This window comes from Ruegeria sp. HKCCA5763, from assembly GCF_013034545.1.
In the GTDB taxonomy this organism is placed as follows: Bacteria; Pseudomonadota; Alphaproteobacteria; order Rhodobacterales; family Rhodobacteraceae; genus Ruegeria.
Map to the genome: position 1 here is coordinate 331774 of NZ_WQGF01000002.1, position 23245 is coordinate 355018.

At 58.4% G+C, this 23245-nt stretch carries 25 protein-coding genes and 1 pseudogene; 8 read left to right on the forward strand and 18 right to left on the reverse strand.

Features of this window, described 5'->3' with window-relative positions; translation table 11 throughout:
• The first annotated feature begins 114 nt into the window (after positions 1 to 114).
• From GOV89_RS06025 to GOV89_RS06050, 6 genes are all read left to right on the forward strand, one after another.
• Positions 115 to 414, forward strand: coding sequence for a septum formation initiator family protein (locus GOV89_RS06025; protein ID WP_171237769.1), 300 nt, complete (start codon positions 115 to 117; stop codon positions 412 to 414).
• A gap of 176 nt (positions 415 to 590) precedes the next feature.
• A complete protein-coding gene (gene pdhA / locus GOV89_RS06030) occupies positions 591 to 1580 on the forward strand; it encodes a pyruvate dehydrogenase (acetyl-transferring) E1 component subunit alpha (RefSeq protein WP_171179657.1) in 990 nt (329 codons plus the stop codon).
• 15 nt (positions 1581 to 1595) lie between these two features.
• Positions 1596 to 2960 (forward strand): pyruvate dehydrogenase complex E1 component subunit beta, encoded by a 1365-nt coding sequence (locus GOV89_RS06035; protein ID WP_171237770.1) that lies wholly within the window; start codon positions 1596 to 1598, stop codon positions 2958 to 2960.
• A gap of 3 nt (positions 2961 to 2963) precedes the next feature.
• Positions 2964 to 3449, forward strand: coding sequence for a hypothetical protein (locus tag GOV89_RS06040; protein WP_171234497.1), 486 nt, complete (start codon positions 2964 to 2966; stop codon positions 3447 to 3449).
• 14 nt (positions 3450 to 3463) lie between these two features.
• The gene (locus GOV89_RS06045; RefSeq protein ID WP_171237771.1) at positions 3464 to 4774 is read left to right on the forward strand and encodes a pyruvate dehydrogenase complex dihydrolipoamide acetyltransferase; all 1311 of its coding nucleotides are present in this window, start codon (positions 3464 to 3466) and stop codon (positions 4772 to 4774) included.
• 154 nt (positions 4775 to 4928) lie between these two features.
• Positions 4929 to 5171 carry a hypothetical protein gene (locus tag GOV89_RS06050; protein WP_171237772.1) on the forward strand — a complete coding sequence of 81 codons (243 nt, stop codon included), beginning with the start codon at positions 4929 to 4931 and terminating at the stop codon, positions 5169 to 5171.
• 7 nt (positions 5172 to 5178) lie between these two features.
• Here the strand turns inward: GOV89_RS06050 and cysE are convergent, their stop codons facing one another.
• A complete protein-coding gene (gene cysE, locus GOV89_RS06055; RefSeq protein ID WP_171179647.1) occupies positions 5179 to 5988 on the reverse strand; it encodes a serine O-acetyltransferase in 810 nt (269 codons plus the stop codon).
• Between the two features lie 84 nt (positions 5989 to 6072).
• Here cysE and GOV89_RS06060 point away from each other — a divergent pair, with 84 nt between their 5' ends.
• Complete coding sequence (locus GOV89_RS06060) at positions 6073 to 6411, forward strand: TraR/DksA C4-type zinc finger protein (protein ID WP_171237773.1); 339 nt, start codon at positions 6073 to 6075, stop codon at positions 6409 to 6411.
• Here the strand turns inward: GOV89_RS06060 and GOV89_RS06065 are convergent.
• The 17 genes and pseudogenes from GOV89_RS06065 to GOV89_RS06150 form a co-directional block, all read right to left on the reverse strand.
• The gene (locus GOV89_RS06065; protein ID WP_171179643.1) at positions 6392 to 6688 is read right to left on the reverse strand and encodes a hypothetical protein; all 297 of its coding nucleotides are present in this window, start codon (positions 6686 to 6688) and stop codon (positions 6392 to 6394) included. The genes GOV89_RS06060 and GOV89_RS06065 overlap by 20 nt on opposite strands.
• Entirely contained in the window at positions 6688 to 10803 is a 4116-nt protein-coding gene (locus GOV89_RS22765; RefSeq protein ID WP_254451499.1) for a glycoside hydrolase/phage tail family protein, read from the reverse strand. Before GOV89_RS22765 ends, GOV89_RS06065 begins: the two co-directional genes overlap by 1 nt.
• A complete protein-coding gene (locus GOV89_RS06080; protein WP_171237774.1) occupies positions 10803 to 11249 on the reverse strand; it encodes an NlpC/P60 family protein in 447 nt (148 codons plus the stop codon). The genes GOV89_RS22765 and GOV89_RS06080 overlap by 1 nt, the downstream gene beginning before the upstream one ends.
• Entirely contained in the window at positions 11246 to 12133 is an 888-nt protein-coding gene (locus GOV89_RS06085; RefSeq protein ID WP_171237775.1) for a DUF2163 domain-containing protein, read from the reverse strand. Before GOV89_RS06085 ends, GOV89_RS06080 begins: the two co-directional genes overlap by 4 nt.
• Positions 12133 to 12765: a DUF2460 domain-containing protein gene (locus tag GOV89_RS06090; RefSeq protein WP_171237776.1), complete on the reverse strand. Its 633-nt coding sequence runs from the start codon at positions 12763 to 12765 to the stop codon at positions 12133 to 12135. Before GOV89_RS06090 ends, GOV89_RS06085 begins: the two co-directional genes overlap by 1 nt.
• A 15-nt stretch (positions 12766 to 12780) precedes the next feature.
• Complete coding sequence (locus GOV89_RS06095; RefSeq protein WP_171237777.1) at positions 12781 to 13443, reverse strand: phage tail tape measure protein; 663 nt, start codon at positions 13441 to 13443, stop codon at positions 12781 to 12783.
• A complete protein-coding gene (locus GOV89_RS06100) occupies positions 13430 to 13639 on the reverse strand; it encodes a rcc01693 family protein (RefSeq protein WP_171237778.1) in 210 nt (69 codons plus the stop codon). Before GOV89_RS06100 ends, GOV89_RS06095 begins: the two co-directional genes overlap by 14 nt.
• Complete coding sequence (locus tag GOV89_RS06105) at positions 13636 to 13956, reverse strand: gene transfer agent family protein (protein WP_171237779.1); 321 nt, start codon at positions 13954 to 13956, stop codon at positions 13636 to 13638. The genes GOV89_RS06100 and GOV89_RS06105 overlap by 4 nt, the downstream gene beginning before the upstream one ends.
• Positions 13957 to 13960: 4 nt before the next feature.
• Positions 13961 to 14374 (reverse strand): phage major tail protein, TP901-1 family, encoded by a 414-nt coding sequence (locus GOV89_RS06110; RefSeq protein ID WP_171237780.1) that lies wholly within the window; start codon positions 14372 to 14374, stop codon positions 13961 to 13963.
• A 20-nt stretch (positions 14375 to 14394) separates the two neighbouring features.
• Positions 14395 to 14808 carry a DUF3168 domain-containing protein gene (locus GOV89_RS06115; protein WP_171237781.1) on the reverse strand — a complete coding sequence of 138 codons (414 nt, stop codon included), beginning with the start codon at positions 14806 to 14808 and terminating at the stop codon, positions 14395 to 14397.
• Positions 14805 to 15143, reverse strand: a complete 339-nt coding sequence (locus GOV89_RS06120; RefSeq protein ID WP_171237782.1) for a phage head closure protein — start codon at positions 15141 to 15143, stop codon at positions 14805 to 14807. The genes GOV89_RS06115 and GOV89_RS06120 overlap by 4 nt, the downstream gene beginning before the upstream one ends.
• Positions 15140 to 15739: pseudogene (locus GOV89_RS06125) on the reverse strand (head-tail connector protein). Before GOV89_RS06125 ends, GOV89_RS06120 begins: the two are co-directional and overlap by 4 nt.
• Positions 15740 to 15910: 171 nt before the next feature.
• The gene (locus GOV89_RS06130) at positions 15911 to 17089 is read right to left on the reverse strand and encodes a phage major capsid protein (protein ID WP_171237783.1); all 1179 of its coding nucleotides are present in this window, start codon (positions 17087 to 17089) and stop codon (positions 15911 to 15913) included.
• Between the two features lie 36 nt (positions 17090 to 17125).
• Positions 17126 to 17671, reverse strand: coding sequence for an HK97 family phage prohead protease (locus GOV89_RS06135; protein WP_253284436.1), 546 nt, complete (start codon positions 17669 to 17671; stop codon positions 17126 to 17128).
• 26 nt (positions 17672 to 17697) lie between these two features.
• Entirely contained in the window at positions 17698 to 17916 is a 219-nt protein-coding gene (locus tag GOV89_RS06140; RefSeq protein ID WP_171237785.1) for a hypothetical protein, read from the reverse strand.
• Entirely contained in the window at positions 17909 to 19069 is a 1161-nt protein-coding gene (locus GOV89_RS06145; protein ID WP_171237786.1) for a phage portal protein, read from the reverse strand. The genes GOV89_RS06140 and GOV89_RS06145 overlap by 8 nt, the downstream gene beginning before the upstream one ends.
• Positions 19070 to 19699: 630 nt before the next feature.
• Positions 19700 to 21043 (reverse strand): DNA-packaging protein, encoded by a 1344-nt coding sequence (locus GOV89_RS06150; protein ID WP_253284440.1) that lies wholly within the window; start codon positions 21041 to 21043, stop codon positions 19700 to 19702.
• A gap of 871 nt (positions 21044 to 21914) precedes the next feature.
• Here GOV89_RS06150 and GOV89_RS06155 point away from each other — a divergent pair.
• Entirely contained in the window at positions 21915 to 23180 is a 1266-nt protein-coding gene (locus GOV89_RS06155; RefSeq protein ID WP_171237787.1) for a DEAD/DEAH box helicase, read from the forward strand.
• Positions 23181 to 23245 lie beyond the last annotated feature (65 nt).

The following is a 23245-nucleotide window of genomic DNA, read 5'->3' on the forward strand; positions in this document are numbered from 1 at the left end:
CCCTGATTTTTCCGCGTCAGGGGATTCACAAGCCGAATCACCTGTGACATAGTGCTGAAAGAGGTCCAAAAAGGACCCGTTATTGAGGCAAGTTTTCATACGGCGGTAAACAGAGTGTCCCGTTCCCATCGGCCCGGTTTGGGCGCAGTTGCTTTCTTCTCGGTGGCTTTCATGCTGGGTGTCTACTTCACCTTCGCTGCCGTGCAAGGAGACTATGGCCTGTTTCGGCGGGTCGAGATTGCAGCGGAACGGGACGCTCTGTCGCGCGACTTGGCGAACCTGAACGCCGAGATCACCGAGATGGAAAACCTGACCCTAAGGCTGTCCGATACCTACCTTGATCTAGATCTTCTGGACCAACAGGCACGTTCGGTTCTGGGTATGATCCGCGCAGACGAGATTGTCATTCGCTGACCTGATTTGGATTTTTCGTCGAAAAATCTGGCACATCCAAAATTTTACCCTGCTTCGACAAGCGTGGCTCAGCGCAATCCGACGCTGCGTCACATTTACCCTCGCCAGATAGCATCAAATGCTTTATGAGATAGTTTAACGCTAAACTATCTGTCCGAAAGGGGGAGATCGCCACAATGGCTGCGCGAAAAACCACAAAGAAACCAAACGTTTCTGCGGAAGAACTCAAGACCTACTACCGCGAGATGCTTTTGATCCGCCGATTCGAGGAAAAAGCAGGCCAGCTTTATGGTATGGGTCTGATTGGCGGCTTCTGCCACCTTTATATCGGACAGGAAGCCGTTGTTGTCGGCCTCGAAGCGGCAGCTCAGGAAGGGGACAAACGCATCACCTCGTATCGCGATCACGGCCACATGTTGGCCTGCGGTATGGATCCGGGCGGCGTTATGGCCGAACTGACCGGGCGCGAAGGCGGCCTTTCCAAAGGCAAGGGCGGCTCGATGCACATGTTCTCGAAAGAGAAGCATTTCTATGGCGGCCACGGCATCGTTGGCGCACAAGTTCCGCTGGGTGCAGGTCTGGCCTTTGCTGACAAATACAAAGAGAACGGTGGCGTGACATTCACCTATTTCGGTGATGGCGCGGCCAACCAGGGGCAAGTCTATGAGACGTTCAACATGGCCGCTCTCTGGGATCTTCCTGTGGTCTTTGTGATCGAAAACAACCAATACGCCATGGGTACAGCGCAGGCGCGCTCGACATCGTCGCCGGACATCTACGTGCGCGGCGAAGCGTTTGGCATCCCCGGCGAGATCGTCAACGGTATGGATGTGTTGGCGGTTAAGGCCGCAGGTGAAAAAGCTGTTGCCCACTGCCGTGCGGGCAAAGGCCCTTACATCCTTGAGGTCAAAACCTACCGGTATCGCGGCCACTCGATGTCTGATCCGGCCAAGTACCGCACCCGCGAAGAGGTTCAGAAGGTCCGCGAGCAGAGCGATCCGATCGAACATGTGCGCGAGCTGCTGCTGACCGGCAAACACGCAACCGAGGATGATCTGAAGGCGATCGATAAAGAGATCAAAGAGATCGTCAATCAAGCCGCCGAATTCTCGAAAGAAAGCCCCGAGCCTTCCGTCGAAGAGCTCTGGACCGACATTTACGCCTGAGAGGACGAATAAGACATGGCAACCGAAATTCTCATGCCCGCCCTTTCGCCCACAATGGAAGAGGGCACGCTGGCCAAGTGGCTGGTTAAGGAAGGCGACACTGTATCTTCGGGCGATATTATGGCCGAGATCGAAACCGACAAGGCGACGATGGAATTCGAAGCGGTCGATGAAGGGATCGTTGGAAAAATCCTGATCGCTGAAGGGACCGAAGGGGTCAAGGTGAACACCCCTATCGCAGTTTTGGTGGAAGACGGCGAAGACGCCTCTGCCCTGCCCGCAGCGGCTCCTGCAGCAGAAGCGGCAGCCGAGGCTAGCCCCGCAGCGGCCCCTGCCCCCGCTGCTGCACCTGCCGCACCGGTGGTCGATCTGTCGCCTGACTGGCCTGCGGATGCCCAAATGAAATCCGAAACCGTCCGCGAGGCACTGCGCGACGCGATGGCCGAGGAAATGCGCAGCGACGAAGACGTCTACCTGATGGGTGAAGAAGTCGCCGAATATCAGGGAGCGTATAAGATCAGCCAAGGTCTGCTGGACGAGTTCGGCAGCAAACGCGTGATCGACACCCCGATCACCGAACATGGGTTTGCAGGTATCGCTGTTGGTTCGGCGTTCGGTGGTCTGAAACCGATTGTCGAGTTCATGACCTTCAACTTCGCCATGCAGGCGATTGACCAGATCATCAACTCTGCCGCCAAGACGCTTTACATGTCAGGCGGCCAGATGGGGTGCCCAATCGTATTCCGTGGCCCCAACGGTGCTGCTGCGCGCGTGGCTGCCCAGCATTCTCAGGATTACGCTGCCTGGTACATGCAGGTACCTGGACTGAAAGTTGTAATGCCCTATTCGGCCGCGGATGCCAAAGGTCTTCTAAAGTCGGCAATCCGTGATCCCAACCCCGTAGTTTTCCTGGAAAACGAAATCCTCTACGGGCGCTCTTTTGAAGTACCGCAAGTGGATGACCTGGCCATCCAGCTGGGCAAGGCGCGCATTTGGCGCGAAGGGTCCGACGTGACCATCGTCAGCTTCGGTATCGGCATGCAATACGCGCTTGAAGCCGCCGACAAGCTGGCCGAAGAAGGCATCAGCGCCGAAGTGATCGACCTGCGCACCATCCGCCCGATGGATACCGGCGCGATCATCAACTCGGTTATGAAAACCAACCGTCTGGTAACCGTGGAAGAAGGCTGGCCGCAGGGTTCCGTTGGCAGCTACATCAGCTCGGTGGTGATGCAGGAAGCGTTCGACTATCTCGACGCCCCGGTCATCAACTGCACCGGCAAGGATGTGCCAATGCCCTATGCCGCGAACTTGGAAAAGCTAGCGCTGATCACCACCGATGAGGTGATCGCCGCCGTCAAACAAGTGACCTACCGATAGGCGATGACCCCCGGGAACGTACATAATCCTGCGGGCGTGGACTGGCTGTTTGAAAGCCTCGTCTCCGCGCGCAAGGATAACAACCGCAACCTGCTTTATGTATGTGCGGCGTTCCTGGTGGTTTCCTTTGTCAGTATTGCGTTCAATCTTGAGGCCCTCGACCAGATCTCTTTCGATCTGCTATCGGTCGAGGGCAACCTGACCAGCGCTTGGCCGATCCGAGCCATGCTGTCTGTTGCCTGTGTCGTGTCTTATGCCTCGGTCATTTACATCGTACTCGAGCAACAGCGCCTGCAACTGGGTATGGACTATCTGGCAACCATTGAACACAGCGACGCCGCAGCGCTTGGTCTGTTCACCGAGTGGCTCGAAAAGAACCATCCACGCGTCTCGAAGGCGCGCTCTGTGGTCGTGGGGGTGTTCGTCACCTTCTGCGCGGCCATTCTCCTGATCGACATCGCAACGCTGATATACTCATTTTCGAAGTAAGAGGACATGAAGACATGCCCACCGAAATTCTGATGCCCGCCCTATCCCCAACTATGGAGGAAGGCACGCTTGCAAAATGGCTCGTCAAAGAGGGCGACGCAGTTTCGTCCGGCGACCTGCTGGCCGAGATCGAAACCGACAAGGCCACGATGGAGTTCGAAGCCGTTGACGAAGGCACCATCGGCAAGATCCTGATCCCCGAGGGGTCTGAAGGGGTCAAGGTAAACACCGCCATCGCGGTTCTGCTGGAAGACGGCGAAAGCGCGGATGACATCGCTGCAACGCCTGCCGCAGCGCCTGTGGCTGCACCAGCGGTCGCTGCGGGCACAGAGGCTTCTACGGCAGCGACAACTGAGGCGCCTGCACCTGCCCCAGCGGCTTCGGTCACGGCAGATGGCGGTCGCATCTTTGCGTCACCTCTGGCCCGTCGGATCGCGGCACAAAAAGGTCTGGATCTTTCGCAGATCAGCGGCTCGGGGCCGCATGGCCGCATCGTCAAGGCAGATGTTGAAAGCACCACGGCGACCGCTGCTACGACTGCTGCGGCACCGGCCCCAACTGCGGCTGCTTCGGCTCCTGCTGCGGCACCTGCCGGCCCCTCGGCAGATATGGTCGCACGCATGTACGAAGGTCGCGAGTACGAAGAAATTCAGCTAGACGGTATGCGCAAGACCATTGCCGCGCGTTTGGGCGAAGCCAAGCAGACCATCCCGCATTTCTACCTGCGTCGCGACATCAAACTGGATGCGCTGCTCAAGTTCCGCAGCCAACTGAACAAGCAGTTGGAAGGCCGTGGCGTGAAGCTGAGCGTCAATGATTTCATCATCAAGGCCGTCGCAAACGCGCTGCAACAGGTTCCAGCCTGCAACGCAGTTTGGGCGGGCGACCGGGTGCTGCAATTGAAACCTTCGGACGTGGCTGTTGCTGTTGCGATCGAAGGCGGCTTGTTCACCCCGGTTCTGCAAGATGCTGACATGAAGTCGCTGTCCGCCCTGTCTACCGAGATGAAAGACCTTGCAGGCCGCGCCCGTGAGCGCAAATTGGCCCCGCATGAATACCAGGGCGGCACCTTTGCCATCTCGAACCTAGGCATGTTCGGCATCGATAACTTCGACGCCATTGTGAACCCGCCGCATGCCGGAATTCTTGCTGTAGGGACCGGTGTGAAAAAGCCTGTTGTCGGAGATGATGGCGAATTGACCGTGGCAACCGTGATGTCTGTCACAATGTCTGTGGATCATCGCGTCATCGACGGGGCGTTGGGGGCGGAACTTCTCAAGGCCATCGTCGACAATCTGGAAAACCCGATGGTCATGCTGGCCTGAGGTGCAGAAACATGCCCCCGCCCAAGCTCTTGCTGGGCGGGGGCATCCTATCTATTGGCGCCGAATTGAGCCCACGTGATCGGCGCATCAATTGCCTAAAGCAGCCTGCCATCCCACCTTCTTCTCTAAGGTAGAAACAGAAGGAGAGTGCGCTGTGACCCGCAAGAACCTTGTTCAAAGCCTGATAATTTTGACCTTTCTGACCGGAACGGCATCAGACGAGGCGATTGCGAAACCGAACAGTTATCCGGGTGAGCACTCGAAATTCAATTCCAACGATCCTGCGGCGATTGCCGAGCAGAAAGCTGAACAAAAGCGGCGCAAAGAATTGCGTCAGCAAAAACGAGAGGAACGCAAGCGCAAGCGGTTGGAAAAACGCACCAACCGCTTGAAGTGATTTTTACCTACTGGTCTTTGCCCAGCATATGATCCATCGAAATTGCGGGTTGGTCACATCCCGCCTCGCCCACGATCTTCGCCGGGATACCTGCAACAGTTTTGCACGCTGGCACGGGTTGCAATACCACCGAACCGGCGGCGATGCGGCTGCAATGGCCCACTTCGATGTTGCCCAGCACTTTTGCCCCGGCTCCAATAAGAACACCGTTACCGATCTTGGGGTGACGCTGTTCCTCTTCCTTGCCGGTCCCACCCAGCGTTACAGAGTGCAGCATTGAAACATTGTCACCCACAACAGCAGTCTCACCAATCACAATCGAATGCGCGTGGTCGATCATGATACCCTTTCCGATTTTTGCGGCTGGGTGAATGTCGATTCCGAAAATCTCGGACGAGCGCATCTGGAAGAAGTAGGCCAGATCATAGCGACCTTTGTTCCACAGCCAATGCGCGACGCGATAAGCCTGCATGGCCTGGTAGCCTTTGAAATACAGGATTGGCTGCAAAAGGCGGTGGCATGCTGGATCACGTTCGTAAACAGCCATTAAATCGGCCCGCGCCGCTTCGATCACATTGGGATCATCACCGTAAGCCTCATCGACAATCTCGCGCAGGACCATCATCGACATTTCGTTAGAACACAGCTTGGCCGAAATCCTATAGGAAAGCGCGCGCTCAAGACTGCGGTGATGCAGGATACAAGCGTGCACAAGGCCGCCCATAAGTGGCTCTTGTTCAACGGCCGCATGGGCCTCGGATGTGATGCGGTTCCACACCGGATCGACCGGCGTCACATGGCTGCGCTTTTCAAACATGGCTTTTGATCCTTTGCTGCGCCTAGAATGCCATTTAGTGGCAAAAAGACCAAACGCAAACCCATGATCTGCTGCGCAACAAAAATGAATGAGTTCGAAAGCACATATTTCGAAACAAAAATTCGCGAGCGGCTGGCCGAGCTTGAGCAGCTTTCTGCGTCAGCCCTAAAGGCGCAGACGGTGGTCGAATTGGATCAGCAGGCTATTGGGCGGCTGAGCCGAATGGACGCCTTGCAAAACCAGGCGATGGCAAAAGCACAGCAGGCCAACCGCGACATTGAAAAGAGCCGGCTTCAAGCCGCTTTGGTACGGATTGAGGAGGAAGAGTACGGGTATTGCGAAGATTGCGGCGATCGTATCCCGGATGGGCGGTTGTCTTTGGACTTGGCTGCCAGCAAATGCGTTAGCTGCGCTGCCGGGTGATCAGAAATCTGGACAGATGGTGCAAAACCGTTTCAAAACACTGGCAATATTGCAAGTTGTCGAACCCTGGCTCATCTGCCAGGGCTCTGTTGCGAGCAACGGCCATGAGAGAGCCGTTGCCGTGAATGGGATGAAGCCGCCCGGTGTTTTTAAGATGCTCGTCGGCCAGTTCCGCCTCATGGATCATCCGAACACATAGACGGGTCCGTTCCGCTTGCGGCACGGTCAGCAACGCGCGCGCCGCTGCGCTGACATCTCCGTGCAGGACTGGGCGCATCAGATCACCAGCCCCACTGTCAAACGCGACGACAAACCGGGGCCATAGATCGCCGACACCTGCGCCACATTAAGCTCGTACGCGCCAGTGACCCCATCCGCCGCCTTCATGGACGCAGAATAAGTCCAGTACGGCTCGGCGATGAGTTCTTCGCGCATCAAGGTGCCATTGGCACGGATGCGCACAAGGTAAGATTCGCTTTCCTCGCCCAATGGAATCTCAAATCCCGACCAATCGTCAGCGTCAAGACGCGCGCGCCGTATCCAGCTAAATGCATCACCGGATAAGCTGGATTGCACACTCAAGTGCGCCGGAGCGTAAGGGCGCAGTCCGTTACCATCAAACGAGGCGATCAGATGTTGGAAAGACGGGTCATCATAGCGTCGGTTTGCCGGGCCGATCCTATAGTGCTTGGCCATTCGACGTTCATTGCGTCGCAAGTTGATCTGTTGGATCTGCGTGTTCAACAACACAAACACGGACCCATCCGGCCAGACATCCGGCATCAGCGCATCCGTACCCAGTTGCCCCCTGAGACGGCCGCTCAGGGCATAAACACCGGGCGCTTCCAGGGTCGCGTCAGAGAACTGGAATACCTCCCAATTACCGGGCGACCCATCACCGATGGCCGCCAGGTTAACGCCATTCAGAACCGATCCGCGCGTACGCGATTCCAATTGACCCGAGACAAGCTTGACCCGCAGCGCGGGGCCTTCGTCCCAAACCCCCGTTTTGGCGCGGTGCAGTGGTGTTTCCGTGGTGCCAACAACTGCCTGCCTTTGGATGATGTCGCTTAAAGTGTACGATTCGTCACTGGACGAAGAGTAAACAACAGCGGCACCAGGCCAAGGATCGCCCGACACGGCAAGATACGGAGCATGCGGCGTTTCCGCCCTGGTGATCAACGGCAGATCCAGAAAGATCGGCAATACAGGCGTTGGCGCGGCATAGGGTTTGACTGTCGGCCTGTCATCTTTCAATTCCGACGCTTTATAGACGCCTTGTTCAACCCGGACCGCCTCGGCCAATTGCAAGTCAGATGTTTCCAGACGGTCGATGCGATAGATAGGGCTGTTTTCAGCATCCGATAACCGAACCAGGTCCCCCGCCCCCAGATGCAATTGCGAAGGTGGCAATGCAAACCTGAGAGTATCACGCGCAACCCGAGCTTCGCTGAGCCATCTTTCGGCTGTCTGACGGCCTTCCGTGCGTGTCATCGACAAGGGCATTTCGTTCACGGACACAGCATGGGTTTTATCTTCGGGCAGCACGGCTTCTTCGGCAACCAGTTCATGGTCGGAATCTGACTGCACAAATCGCAGACGAACCCGCCCGGTCATTTCGGCTTCGGCCTCGCGCCTGTGTTCCAGCGTACCCTCCAGATCGCTGCTTACAGCCAGATGATCGGAGTCCAGCGTGACCGCACCGTAGCCGTCGCGCATCTGGAACCGTAATTGACCGTCCCGTTCGATCGCGTCGAAACCATACCGCAGCATCAAAGGCTGCAACGCAGATCGCGCATTGGTCACATCTTCGATGACATATCCCCGAACCACGCCATAAAGCCGCGAGACGTCAATATCCGTCACACCTGCCCCATGGCATATTTCGGTCACGACAGATGCAAGCGTGCGCGATCCGGACCGCCCGTTCAGCCAATGCCCACGGGCATAGTTCTTACCATCATCCCACTGTCTTTGCAGATTGGGGAACGTAGGAAATGGACGAGTGTCCCAGGCCCAGACGTAAGCGTTCGCCAAGTCCAGCATCCGAGAGCCATAGATATGTGACACAGGATTGACTGCGGGATCGTTCCAATACCCAAGAGTCGCCGTCAGGTATTGCGCCTGAATGAAATCATCCCGCAATCCGTTCGAATACGCAGGCAACAGCGATTCCGAAGACTTAGGGTCCAGGAACTTGTTGGGCTGGTTGGTACCTTTGTCAATTGCTGCACAGCCTAGTTCGGTGAACCAGATCGGCTTTGAACCCGGCACCCAAACCGTTGGGTTGGGTTGGCACACCCCATCGATCCTCTCGTGATGGGGGTTCGACCACCAGTTGCGCAGATCCTTGTAACGCCACACCCATGCCTCGCCATGCGCTGCGTCTTCGATGGGAGTTCTGATCTGTGCATTGGCCTCTTCGGGCGAGGCGTAATACCAGTCATACCCTTCCCCGCCCTCGATGTTGCTGCGCAAATAATCCAGGTCGTAGATAGACGGGGCACCGGCCTGGGCGTCCAGATGGTTCTCACCATCGCGCCAATCGGACAACGGCATGTAATTGTCAATGCCTATGAAGTCGATGTTGTCGTCTGCCCACAGTGGATCGAGGTGAAAATGCCTGTCATCACTGCCTTCAGGCTGATAGCCAAAATACTCGGACCAATCCGCTGCATAACTGATCTTCGTATTCGGGCCCAGAATCTGACGGACTTCTGCCGCCAGGGCTCGCAGTTGCGCAACGGCGGGAAAGCCAGATGCCCCGCGTATTTGCGTCAGACCACGCATTTCTGAGGATATGCAAAAAGACGACACACCACCCGCGGCTTTGCACAACATGGCATAGTGCAGAATGAAGCGGCGCAGGCTCCATTCCTGTGGGCCTGAATACGAGATGATTTCCTTTGCAATAATAGGTTCTTCGCCAACGCCAAGCCCCGCTAACAAACCGTTTTCGCCGAACCAAATCAGCTCTCCTCGCCCTTGATCATCCGCACGCCCTCCAAGCAATGGCGGCGTAAGTGTGTCGCGATCAGAGTCATTGTCCGGGTCAAGTGCTTCGGGGTTGATCGTAAAGTCCTGCGCCCGCGCTGTTCCAAAGAACGCAGCCACCTGAGCATCTGCTGCGGCTGTCTGATCCGGTGACCCGGCACGCCCAGGCGCCACGTCCAGCGTGATCCGCCCCCGCCACGGCAAATGTGGCTGGTTTGTCGCGTCAGACCATGGATCCGGCAACCCGTTATCCTTCAATTGCTCCATCAAAATAAATGGATAGAACATGACCCTTTTGCCGGTCTTGTTCAGATGGCGGATCGCCTCAACCACTGCTGCATCCGCGGGTGTTCCACCATAGACCGGGCGGCCATTTTCCTTGGCCACAACGCCCGCATTGCCTCGATTCCGGTCCGACACAGCCCACGGCATGTCTCTGCTATCTAGGCTGTTTTGCTCAATCTTGGGACGTATCTGGCAAGCGTTGCACCGCAGATCGTCGCCGAACCAAGACACAACCAAAGATGCGGCATCGCAATTGGGAAGTTCAGTTCGCAAAGCGCGCGTCGAAGCCAGAAAATCGGTCATTCCAGACGCTGAATGCGCGTTGGTGGCCCAACTTTTCCCTTTGTTCTTAAAGTTCACCTGTGACGTCGCCAATGTGTATTCACCGGTTCCGGGGATCATTGCGACCCCCCGTACGAGCTGCGAGACCGCACTGTCATGATCGGGCATGTCACGCTGTGCATGCCGTACGACTTCAAATGAAAACTGCGGCACGCGGTTACCAAAGGCGGCAAGCGGGAAATCTTCGATGACCACATAGGCCGTTCCCCGATACGCCGGTACAGTACCTGCGCCCTCAATGGCTTCAATCAGCGGGTCGGGCAATTGATTTTGCGTACCATGGTAGACCCGCATATTTAGGCCGGATCGTTCTTGTTCTTCACCATCCGCCCACACACGTCCCACATCCGCAATTTCGCCCGCGCTGACCGCGATAGCCAACGAAACCGAGTAGCTGTATGAGATGGTTGTGACTTCGGGTGTGCTGGGCGTTCCTTTACCACCGCCACCGCCCCCCTCGGTCGTCGATGTTTGCGTTTCCAGGAAATCCGAGGCCCAGATAACCTGACCGCCTACGCGCATGCGCCCGAACACCGTGCTGACCGGTGCGCCCTCGCCCGTTTCAGTGAGCCTAAAGCGGTCCATCCGCCCGGTTTCGACAACTTCGCTGCCGCTTCCCATGACAGATTGGCTGAAGAAACGCTGGTCAATCACCCGTCCGATCGTGGCGCCCACGGCCCGCCCAATGATGGCCGTCGACAAGCCAGCAATCGTACCACCGATCGAACCGCCCAGTGCGGCGCCGGCTGCAGAAAGAAGAATGGTAGCCATCAGAGCTCCTCCAACGGAAATTCAAAACAGGAAACGACCCGGCGCTGCCACGGGACGCTCAGAGCGTTCTCGACAACACCGCGACGGGAATACGCGTGAATGAAACGCGGGGTGGGCTGCGTCGCGCTGACAATGCCCAGATGCTTGGCCACGCTACCCTCGCGCATCCGAAACAACAGCACATCTCCGGGTGCGAACCGGGAGACCGGTTTTTCGACCAGATGCCGCTGCGCGGCCGCCCACATGCGTTCTTCCCCTTGCGGCTCGGACCAATCCAGGCTGTAGATCGGAACGGCTTCGGGCTCTTGCCCGATCAGGGCACGCCACACACCACGCAGCAAACCCAGGCAATCCGTACCTGCTCCTTTGGTTGAAGCCTGATGGACATATGGCGTTCCAACCCAGCTGCGTGCCTCAGCGACAATGTCCTGTTTCTTGAGTGTCACCGTAGGCTTCCTCCGTTGTTGGCTTTGCCTTTCTTGGGAACAGCCATCACCCAATCCTCCCCAGGAAGATCCGGGAAACCTTGAAAGTTCAGAATGTTGTTGAATTTCGACCGACAGGTCTTCATGCGTTTGTCACACCCTGCCCGCAGTCGGACCAAGTCGCCCGCGACCAGGTTTTCGCCAAACCCTGACCACAGCGTGATCTCGCGCCCGCGTCCTGTTTGCCGGTCTCGCTTGATCGAGGCCCACAGCCCTTTTGCAGGACCCGACACCACATCGACCCGGCCGCGGTCGAACCAACCGTTTGCGATGGTTTCTCCGCCGTTCACCAACAATACAGTTCCGCCATCAAAGCCGATGACTGCGCCATCAATCCAGTACCCGGGCGAGTCCATGTTGAACCGGCAATTCTGATCCCCCAGAACAGCCGTGCAGGGCTTCTGGTAAATCCGTCCCAAAGGCCGGTTCAGCAAATCAGTCAGTCCGCGCAATTCAGCATGAAACGCGCCACCCGCGCGCCGCAGTTCGCCCATAGAGCCTCGGAACTGCAATACACGCTGTTCCAGATTGGCCCAATTTACCAACCAGGCCCGAACCTCGGCCCCGTCGAAACGCCCGGCGTCGATATCCTCTTCTCGAATAGAAGCATCCGACAGCGCACCCATGGCTTCGGTATTGTCAATTGAAAGGCCTGTGGCCTGTTCAATGGCCGTCGCGGTCAGCCCTGAACTGGCTTTGAAGGTCAATCCTTCAAACACCAGCTCCATGTCATGATCGGTGAAACCGTATTCTTGCCCATCCAAGCGTTTTATCGCCCAGCACCGGCACACTGTTGTCATCCCACTTTGCAAATGCGCATGCAGGCCCTGAATATCCCCGACCATCAGACACGCACCTCGACCACAGGAACATTTGGAACATCGCCGGCCTGAAAACTGGCAACGCTGGTCTGGATTTTGTCGGTGTCAAACCGATCCGGCACGTCAAATTCAAACCCGGCGGTGATATCAACTTCTTCCGGAGGTGGATCCGCAAAAGTGATCTTGCCGGTCGCCAGATCCACATCGAAATCCACGCCCTCGCGGATTTCATCCTGATCCACCCCCAAACGCACGGTGCCCAGAACTGGTTTGACAATGGGGCGCGCATAGCTGACCCCGCCCGAGCTGTAGGTTTTGATCAGTTGGAACTCGGTGGTGACGCCATCGCCCTGGGCGATCACCTGATCCGAAAAATCGACATCCAGCGTGACCTTGCCGGACTTGAAATCCGACCAATCCTTCCACCGGAAGCCGAACATCTGCCCCTGCCGCGCCTCGAAGAACGAAATCAGCGTTTCGATATCGTCCAATGATCGCATTCCCAGCCCCGCATCATAACGGCGACGGGAATGAGCCCAAGGGGTGTTGCGTTCTTCGAACCCGTTGGCCAACGTCACGATGTCCGTGCGCCGTTCGGGACCGCCGACCGAGCCAAAGCTCAAACTGGCGGGAAACCTTACCTCGTGGAAATTCATGACATGCTCCCTGTTTTATCTGTTTCGATTGCCACGCCCCAAAGCACGGCTCATCTGCGAGGCGATCTGCCCCTGAGATCTGCGGAACCCCTGTACGTCGGGCGTCGTGATATTCATCACCACATTCACGGCACGCCCTCCGCCCTGTGTGCGGACGCCCAGCTTGCCGTCGGCACCCCTTGCCAGCGGCATGATCGCCTCGGGCCCCGCCTCGCCCATCAGTCCGGTGCCACCACGCATGGGAAACATGGTCGGGCTGCTGACGACACCACCATTGGCAAAAGGCATCACCCGGCCCTGGCTGAAACTGCCACCATCAGCAAAGGGCAGGATGCCCTTCACCAATCCACCGACTGTATTCGCCAACATTCCACCGAAATGGTCCGTGACAGGCTTGATCGCAGCCGCATAAGCCGTTTGGATCAAAGAGTTCTTCAGAACATCCAACGCATCCGACAGGTTCATTCCATCCAACACAACGCCGTCGAATGCCTTGCGCAGTCCGCTGGACATCCCACGTTCCAGTGTCGCGACATCCTTGCCGGTTTCCTCAAACGCGGCGCTTATGCGCTTCATCTGGCTATCGAACGCTGCTGCCATGGTTGCAGCATCGACCAGAGAGTCGCCCAGCGCCTCTCCCCGTTCTTGCAGGTCATCAAACCCGTCACGATCCGTCATTACGCTCTCCTTGTGTCTTGTCCGGATAGGCCGCCAGCAGCGCGTCCAACCCCGCCCGGTTCATTGCGGACATTCCGGCACCCTGCCCCAGCATCAGCCGCAACTCGGCCGGGGTCAGACGCCAGAACTGTTCCGGGGTCAGACGCAAGCCCAGAAACCCGGCACGCATCAGGGCGGGCCAGTCGAAGCCACTCATGCGCCCTCCGGTACCATGAAGGCCCGCGCCAGCAGCTCGGCTGCGGTTCTCGCCGCAGCCATGGGGCCGCCTTCTATTTCGGCATGAAGCAGATCAGTGCGGGAAATGTCCCAGCCTCCACCCCGCAAACCGGCGACGATCAGGGCCAAGACATCCGTGCTGGAATAGGCCCCACCTTCAAACCGCTGCACCAATTCGACCAACGACCCCGCGTTCAATTCTTGCTCCAGTTCCGCCAAAGCACCCAGCGTCAGTTTGAGCACCCGCCGCTCTCCATCGATGGTCAACGTCACCTCGCCCGTCCACGGATTGGCCATCTGATCAAAGCGCCGTAAAGGTTAGAGCGCCGGCACTTGCCATGCTCATCTCATAAGTCGCTTCACCATTGTGCGACCCTGCATACTCGATGCTGGTTACTTGGAAGGGCCCCTCAACGACGCCGAAATCAGGAATGATCACCTGGAAGCCGGGCGTCTCACCATCAAAGAACAACTGTCGCGCGCGCTCATCTGTCCCCGCGTCCTTGAAAACCCCCGAGCCCGAAATCGAGGCCGACTTGACCCCCGCGCCCGACAACAGCTCGCGCCACCCGCCCTGGCTTTCCAGGCTGGTGACATCCACACTTTCGGCGTTGAAGCTGATCCGCGTTGCGCGCAAACCAGCGATCGTCTGGAACAGTCCCGTTCCGTTCATATCCACTTTGACCAAAAGGTCTTTTCCGTTCTGGGCAGCCATGTGTTCTCTCCGTTGATTGCTTAATCGTCTTCCACGCGGGCGCGGAATCTCAGGTCGATCTGGCGGATCGTGCCGCCAGTTCCTGTGCGCCGTGCGCGGGCGCGTTCGAACCACAAGCCCACCAAATGGCCGCGATCCAACGTCAATGGCGCACCTTCCAAAGCGTCGCAAACCGCGCCCGCCAGGGTCTTCGCTACGCCAAACCCAGCCGCTTCGGACACGACCGAAACCGTAAATCGATGAATCGCGCCCGCACCCGAGCGGTCGGACGCGTCGCGCACCTCTTCCGGTCCAAGGGTCACATAGGTCTGCGGCACAACACCGGCGGGCACCGCGTCATAGATTGCGCCGCCAGACTGATTGCTGACCGCGATGTCCCCCAACAACTGTTGATACACGGCCGCTTGCAGGGCTGCTGACACGCCATAGCTCATGCTGCCACCTCTTCATCCGCGAAACAGGTCAGGTACTGTCCGCGTGGATCGCGCTCTGCCACAGCACGGATCACAAAGCGGCGATTGCCTTCCCGAAACCGTTGATCAGGCGCAGGACGCATGGAAGATCCCTCCGGGGCACCACGCACGACAATGCGATACCCAACCCTCGAAACTGACACCCCAGCGATTTGGCGCTCTGTCCCGCTGCGCGCTGTGACCTCTGCCCATAACGTTCCCAGTGCAGCCCAGGTCTGGATGTAACCGCCCGATCCATCCGCGCTTCGTATCGGGGCTTCCAGCATCAATCTGCGGTTCAGATGCGGTAGATTCATTGCGCCACTCCCGCACCGAAACGCACCATGCGATAGCGCTGGATCAAACTTGTGACGCCAAAAGGCATACAACCCGCGCTCAATGCAGTTTCATCGCGGTACTCGTAGTAATGCGCAGCCAACAGCAGAACCGCCTGACCCAAATCGGCAGGCAGCCCGCCCCAATCTTGCGCCATCCCCGCAACAAAGCTGATCTTTGCAGAACCGCCCGTTGCAATTGCAGGCAAGCTTGAACCCCTAGGACGCACGCGCGGTCGCTAACCGTCTCGTTCCAATTGATAGGTACCCGCATCGACGGCCGCTTCAGTACCCTGTGTGTCAGTCACTGTCACCGCCTGCACCGAGATCACCGGTGCAACCGGCAAAACTTCACCCGACGAATCCCGCCAACCATTCAGGCTCCACGAAAAATCCCGCGCAATCAGAACCTTGCCGGTACGCGCCTCAATCGCCGCGATCGCCGCACGCAAGAACCCCTTGAGTACTTCATCCTGCACATCGCCTTCAGCAAAGCCTGTACCCAGCCTCAGATGCGCTTTGAACTGATCCACCGGCAGCGCCGCATCCGCGATGGCGGTTTCTTCGATCAATATCATCCATTCACTCCGCAATCTCGGACCCCTCCGGGGCCGCATTCCTGGAAAATGACGGGCACGCGCCGCCCCACGTTGCTCGGACGGAGGGGAGCAGCTAGACAACGCGGGGGATCTCACCCCGGCCCGCGCCCGCCGCCCGAGGGGCCGGCGGCCCCCCGGATCCGCCACCGCTTAGGCAGTGCCGAATTTCACCAGCTTGATTGCAGCAAAATCGCTTACGTCGCCGCCCACACGTTTGGTCGCATAGAACAAGACATGCGGCTTGGCGCTGAACGGATCACGCAGCACGCGCATATCGGGGCGTTCGGCAATGGTGTAACCGGCCTGGAAGTCGCCAAAGGCGATCGAGAAACTATCGGACGCCGCATCCGGCATATCCTCGGCAATCAGCACCGGGTACCCCATCAGTCGTGCAGGTTCACCGGCCGCCAGACCATCCGACCACAAGAAACGGCCATCGCCGTCTTTCAACTTGCGGATCACCCCAGCGGTTTTCGAGTTCATAACGAAAGTGCCGTTGACCCGGTATTGCGCGCCCAACGCATAAACCACATCGACAATCGCATCAGCGTCAATGCCCCCATCGATCCCGGTCGCGACATAACCAAGGCTGCCCCAGGACCAGCTGTCGTTGGACACAGCTCGGTGAATCATGATGCCCTTCGGCTTGTCGACACCGTCTCCATTTATAAATGCCGAAGCCTCGGCACGGGCAAACTTGTCCGCGATACGACCGGCCAGCCAGCCCTCGACGTCAAACGCGCTGTCATCCAACAGACGTTGTGACGCTTTGGGTAACGCGCTCAGCTCGTGCAGCGGAATCGAGATGCGGTCGATGGAAGGGGAGCCGGTTTCCGCCGCGGCCGCGTTTTCATCCGCCCAGCCCGCACCGACATCCGTGTGATCGATCAGCACGTCAAACGAGTTCGCCTCAACGTTCACCACTGACGCAATCGAGCGGATCGAAGCCGTCGAGTTTAGAACCGATTTGATGGTCTCCGCGGTTTGTGGATCAACAAGATACCCACCGTCGCTGTTAACAGCCGTCGAAAGCGACTTGGCTTCCATCTCCAGCCCGCGCAGGCCGTCATCCTCGCCAGACCGCACATAGGCGTCAAATGCCTTTTGGTGTGGGGCACCGTCTTCGTTCGAGGCCGCAAGGTGCGGGCGTGCCGCGATGGTTGATTTACGATCCAGCATGGTCAGTCGCTCTTCTGTCTGTTGCAATTTTGTCTTAACTTCAGCTTTCAGGCCCTTGAATTCATTCACGAAGCCAGCCATCGCCTGCTTCACCTCCTGAACCAGGGGCGCACCCTCTCCGGTCAAGGCCGGGGTCTCGGTCTTGCTCATCAGCATGTCCTGTTTTTGGATGGGTTTTGAGGCGCGCTAGGTCCGCGCCAGCTCCTGCCGAGCGCTGTCGAACACTTCGGCAATTCTGCGCCAGGTGCTCTCAGCCTCAGGGTCGCTCCCCTTGGCCGACACCCGCGCACTGGGCAGCATCGGGAATGTCACCAGCGACACCTCCCAAAGCTCCAGTTCGGTCAGGACCCGCTGGCCCTTGTCATTCTTTAAAGCCCGCTTGGTGCGATAGCCAATCGACAGGCCATCCATCGCGCCCGCCCGGATCAACTCCGCCGCTTCGCGGCCCTTCTGGGTGCTTTCCAGCAGGCGCCCCTTGACCCACAGGCCCTTGTCGTCCTCGCGTACCTCGTCCCAGACACCGATGGGCTGCGCTGGGTCGTGTTGCCACAGCATCTTGACCCGCTGACCCGCAACCTTGAGCCCCTCAAGCGAAGCCCGATACGCCCCGCGCTGCACGACGTCACTGCCTTGATCGACCTGACCGAAAAGGCTCGCATAGCCCTCGATCATCGCGTCCTCGGACACCGACAACCCGTCTCCGAACCGCGCGAATTTATGTTCCAAATCCATGAACTTCTCCATGTAACAAACTGATCTTAAGGTGTTACCGCAAGGAATGACTGAAACGCCTGCGCCAAGATCACGGCGGCCACCCCGTAGACCGTCAGCCACAACCGACGCTCCAGCCGCTCCATCATTTCTTCAATCTGATCCAACCGCCGACAAAGATGCGCGTGCTGGATTTCGGCCACCCGCTCATGCGCGGCCAAACGCAGGCCCGGCGCGCATTCAAACGAGGGATACCCGTCAGTCATCAGCACGCTCCGGCAACCCCAACAACGCGCGTTTCTCGGCATCTGTCAGGAAATCAGCCCCGTTGACCCGCGCCCATTGCGCGTCACGCTCCACCGAAAGTGCAGGCACCTGATCCAAATCGGGTTTCAGCACCAGCTCCTCGCCGGTAAACCCCGCCAGCCACTCTGACACCGCCGCCGCCACCCGCGTCACTAGGGGCAGCACGGTCAGACGATAGAACGCCCGGTTGGCCTCCTGATAGTTCGAATAGGTCGCGTCGCCCTGGATCCCCAGCAACATCGGCGGGACCCCAAAGGCCAACGCGATCTCGCGGGCAGCGGCTTCCTTGGTCTTTTGAAACTCCATATCGGACGGAGAGAACCCCATCGGCTTCCAATCCAGCCCCCCTTCCAGAACCATCGGACGACCAGCATTGCGCGCCCCGCGATAGTTCTGCTCGATCTCATCCGACAAACGCCGGAACTGATCCTCGGCCATCACCCCATGGCCATCGCCCTTCCACACCAGCGCCCCCGAGGGCCGCGCCGCATTGTCTAACAGCGATTTCGACCACCGCGACGCGCTGTTATGCACATCAACCGCCATCGCCGCCGCCTGCATCGGCGAGAACCCATAATGATCATCCTGCGGATGGAACGACTTGATATGGCAGATACTTTCCGCAGCAAACCGGTGCTTCTTGCCACCCACCGCATAATCATACGCTTTGGGCCAGCCATCCGCCCCCGGAACAACGCTCATCCGGTCGGATCGCAACACATGCAGCTCAACCGGCAGGCTCTCATCGGCCTGCACCGCCTCAACGTAAGCATTGCCCGATAGCAGCAACTGTCCGAACAGCGCCTCCATCAACTCCGCCCGTCCCTGAGCCGCATTCGGACGGCGCATCAACGACAGGATCGGATGTGTCTCATACCGCTGCGCCTGATCCTGCAACACCAAGGGCAACGCCGCCGCCGCCTCGGCAATCAGCTTGACGGATCGAAACCCCACCGGGTTCCCCGAAAACCCCGTCCGCGTCAGCGATACCGCATCCCTGGGGCTCCACGCCACGCGCCCGCCCGTCTGCCACGCCACCACCGGGCCCGCCGCGCTCGCCTTCGCCTCGGGTGTCTCACCAGCCGATCCACGACGCAAGAAATCGAATACCATCTGTGCTCCTTTCTGCCGCCGCTCTGCCCGGCTTGTTGAAAGGATTTATGACGGAAAGAAGTTTAAGGCTTGGGAATGGTGCGTACGGGGGTGGGGCAACAGATAGTTGACTAGACACAAATGGATTTGGGGGCACCCAGGAAGCTCACCAAAAAACCAAATTACTCTTATCTTTCAATCTAGACGCAAAGAATCCGCTCGAATACTCCTGAATTTACAATGTAATAGTTTTTAGAATACAGTGAGGTTTTATGAATTTGACCAAAGCAATGGTACCAGTCTTGCTTTTTACAACGTCTGGGTGTTTCGGACCAAATCTGGACTACGACGCGGAGCCAACAACTTTCAATTATACCGAAGCGGGCACGTCAGGCTTAAATCCGGTCAGACCCTACCCCACACCGGAAGACGTTTGCCAAATCATAAGCGAAAATCGAGAAATCCGCGAACCAGTCAATGACGGATCTATTTTGATTGCTTGCCCAAAGCATGAACGCGGCGCTCTCAGCGACAGGCAAAGCGAAGGCGCGCAAGTGATAGCTCACGCGCGACACTGGACAATTCTATCTGTACCCGCTCGATAGAACCACGTTTCGCCAATTTATGGCATCTACTCTGGGCTGCGGAACGCTAGAGCGCCCGCACCCGAGGCCGCCGATAAGCCCCGGCAGGCCCCACCACAAGTTCATGCAGCGCCCAGACCAGCGCGTCGACCCGGTCGGGCGAGCCCTGCCCCTCGAACCCGCGCGCGGTCATCTGGCACATCTGCTCCTCCAGCGCGTCCAGACCGGCCACATGGCGCACCCGTCCCTGCTCGTACAACGCCGCCACAGGCTCGGCCCGCGCCGCCTTGCCGCGTGACGCCCGTACTGCGCGATAAGGGACCAGAGGGTCCACCTGCCGCACGACTTCCTCTACCAGTTGCCCACCCTGATTGACCTCGGCCACCAGCCGCTCGGCCCCAAACTCGTCCATCGCGTCAATCGCCGCCTGCGCCCAGCCCGCCGGACCAACGCCCTGCACCGTCCGGTCAGCCAGCACATAGGCGCGCCACTCCTCAGGCGTTCCCTGCACCTGAGCGCCAACAACCACGATCCCGCAGGCATCCGCGCCTGAACCGGATGTCACCGCCGGGTCCAGCGCCACCACCACACGGTCCAGCTCGGGCACCTGCGCACACCGCGCAGCATCCAGCATCGATCCCGTCCACAACGCACCCTCAGCATCCGACAACAACACCCCGTCCAATTCCTGCCGCCCCAGCCGCGTGCCCGCATATCGCGCGCGCACTTCCTGCAAGAACGACTCCGCCAGATTGGCACGGTTTGCCTCCGTCGGCGCATGGGTCTGCACCGTGGACGGCGAGGCCAACAAATCCTTCAAAACCTTCACATTGCGCGGCGTCGTGGTCACACAGACCCGAGGCCGCTCTCCCAACCGCAACGCAAATTGCAACATATCCCAGGTTTCCCCGGCTTTTTTCCACTTGGACAGCTCATCCACCCAGGCCGCATCAAACTGTGGTCCCCTCAACCCCTCCGGGTCATGCGCCGAAAACGCCTGCGCCTCGGCCCCGTTGGGCCAGATCAACTTGCGCTCCGATGCCTTCCACACAGGCCGCCGGTCCGGCGGCGAGCATTGCAAAATTCCACTGTCGCCAAAGATCATCACATCGCGCACCTGATCGAAGGTCTCGCCAACCAACGCCACGCGACTGGCCTCGCCACGATCCAACGGCTTGGCCCCCTCAACCATCGCCCGCACCCATTCAGACCCGGCGCGCGTCTTGCCCGCGCCGCGCCCGCCCATGATCACCCATGACCGCCAATCGCCCTCGGGCGGCAACTGATGCGGCAGCGCCCAGAACTCGAACAGGAAAGGGAGGGCACACAGCCCCCCCTCCCCGATCTCACTCAGAAATCTCTCCCGCACCGCAGCATCGGCGGAGGCGAGCCAACCTGCACCCGATTTCAAATCGAGCGCGCTCAAGGTCGAGCGCGTACCCCCCTTGGGCAATTCCGGCTTGTCTGTGATGTTGTTCGACAAAGCTTGTCTCCACTTTCTGACAACTTCGGATCAGCCCCTCTAACTGCCCGAGTTGCCTGGCTGAACCAGCAAGATCTGCATCCTCCCCGGCACCGATCTGTTTGCGCAGGTCTTCCGCCGCTTGCCGCAGATCGCGAATGGACCTCTCAAGCGACTGCAACAAATCAGCCGTCTGGGAAATCCGCTCTTCCGGGGTAATCAAAGTCATGTTTGCCTGTGACCTCATGCGTGAGTTTTCTCCGCACGAGAGAAACGAAAAACGGCCGCTGGGTTTCCCCGTGGCCGTTGCCCACTTCTTCTAGCATGACACAACTTATATGGATTTAAGTTCGCAATGTCAATTAGTTACGCAACACGAACGCAACAGGGAGCGTACGCAGAAGTAAGACTTTCAGCCCCCAGCATAGCTGCTTCGCGAATACTGCTCTCGTTGAAAAACCATCAAAACCACCCTCTTGCTTCAGGACGTCACTCAAAACCGGGCTAAGAAACGCGTTAAATTTGACACCCTCGCTGCCAACGCATGGCTCCATTTACAAATGCTAGCTTGACAATCCTTCCCTCAACCCCCATTTGCCGCCAATCAAAGCGCTGCTGCGTGAGCTTGCGCGGACCTCTTCCGCCCTACAGCGCCCGATCCACATTACAGTTCCCCATCACGCAGGGTTCTTGACGCGACGACCGGATAGCGCAGGGTGCGCCTGCCCGTCCCGAGGTCTCGCACAACCCTGCTGGTCGCCACATGCGACCCGTCACGATCTGTCCGTGGGCGATAGCTCCGGACAATAAGGATAATTTTTTGTTCGACTTCGACATGCTGGGCCTTGCCCCCACACTCAACAAAGCACTGAAAAGCGCCAATTTCACACAACCCACCCCGATCCAGAATCAAGCCATTCCGCTGGCGCTGAATGGGCACGATATCCTCGGACTGGCCCAAACTGGTACAGGCAAGACACTGGCCTTTGGCCTACCTCTGATCGACCACCTGCTGGCTCAGCCGGGAAAACCTGATCCAAAGACAGCCAAAGCGCTGATCCTTGCACCGACCCGCGAACTGGTGAACCAAATCGCCGACAGCCTGCGCGTCCTAACCAAAGGCTCCAAGCTGCGTGTGGCGACCGTTGTGGGCGGACAATCGATCAACAAGCAGATCATGTTCCTGTCCCGTGGCACTGATATTCTGGTCGCAACCCCCGGTCGCTTGATTGACCTAATGGACCGAGGCGCGGTTGACCTCGGCGCAGTCCGGCATCTCGTGCTGGACGAGGCAGACCAGATGCTTGATCTTGGCTTTATTCACGCATTGCGTCGCATTGCACCCGCTTTGGGAACGCCGCGTCAAACCATGCTGTTTTCCGCGACCATGCCCAAGCAAATGGAAGAACTCAGCCGAGCCTATCTGAATAACCCACAACGGGTGCAGGTTTCGCCTCCGGGCAAGGCCGCCGATAAAATTACTCAGTCCGTGCATTTCGTCTCAAAACCCGAAAAACCAGCCAAACTGCGCGAGATTCTCTCACGAGACAGCAATGCCCTAACGCTGGTGTTTTCGCGCACTAAACACGGGGCCGAGCGGTTGATGAAGGGACTGGTGGCCGACGGCTACAACGCCGCTTCGATCCATGGCAACAAAAGCCAGGGGCAACGCGACCGCGCGATCAAGGCGTTTCGCGCAGGCGAGGTCAATGTCCTGGTGGCCACCGACGTCGCAGCCCGTGGTATCGATATCCCCGGTGTTGCCTATGTCATCAATTTCGACCTGCCCGAAGTGCCAGATAATTATGTCCACCGTATCGGCCGCACAGCCCGTGCCGGGCGCGAAGGTGAGGCTATTGCCTTCTGCTCTCCGGAAGAAGTCGATTTGTTGCTTCAGATTCAGAAGCTGATGAAGATCGAAATTCCAGTGGCAAGCGGCTCCATGCCCGAAAGGATAGAAACTCAAAAACCGGCGCGTCGCCAGAACAACCGCCGCCGGGGGTTCAAGCCCAAACCGGCAAATGGTGCTGGCAAACCTTCAGGGTCAAAAGGTCGACGTCCCCGCCGCAGGCGTCCTGCTGCGTAGCGCCCACACCGAATTCAAAATGAAACGCCGACGTCAGACAACCCTCTGACGTCGGCGTTTCTTTT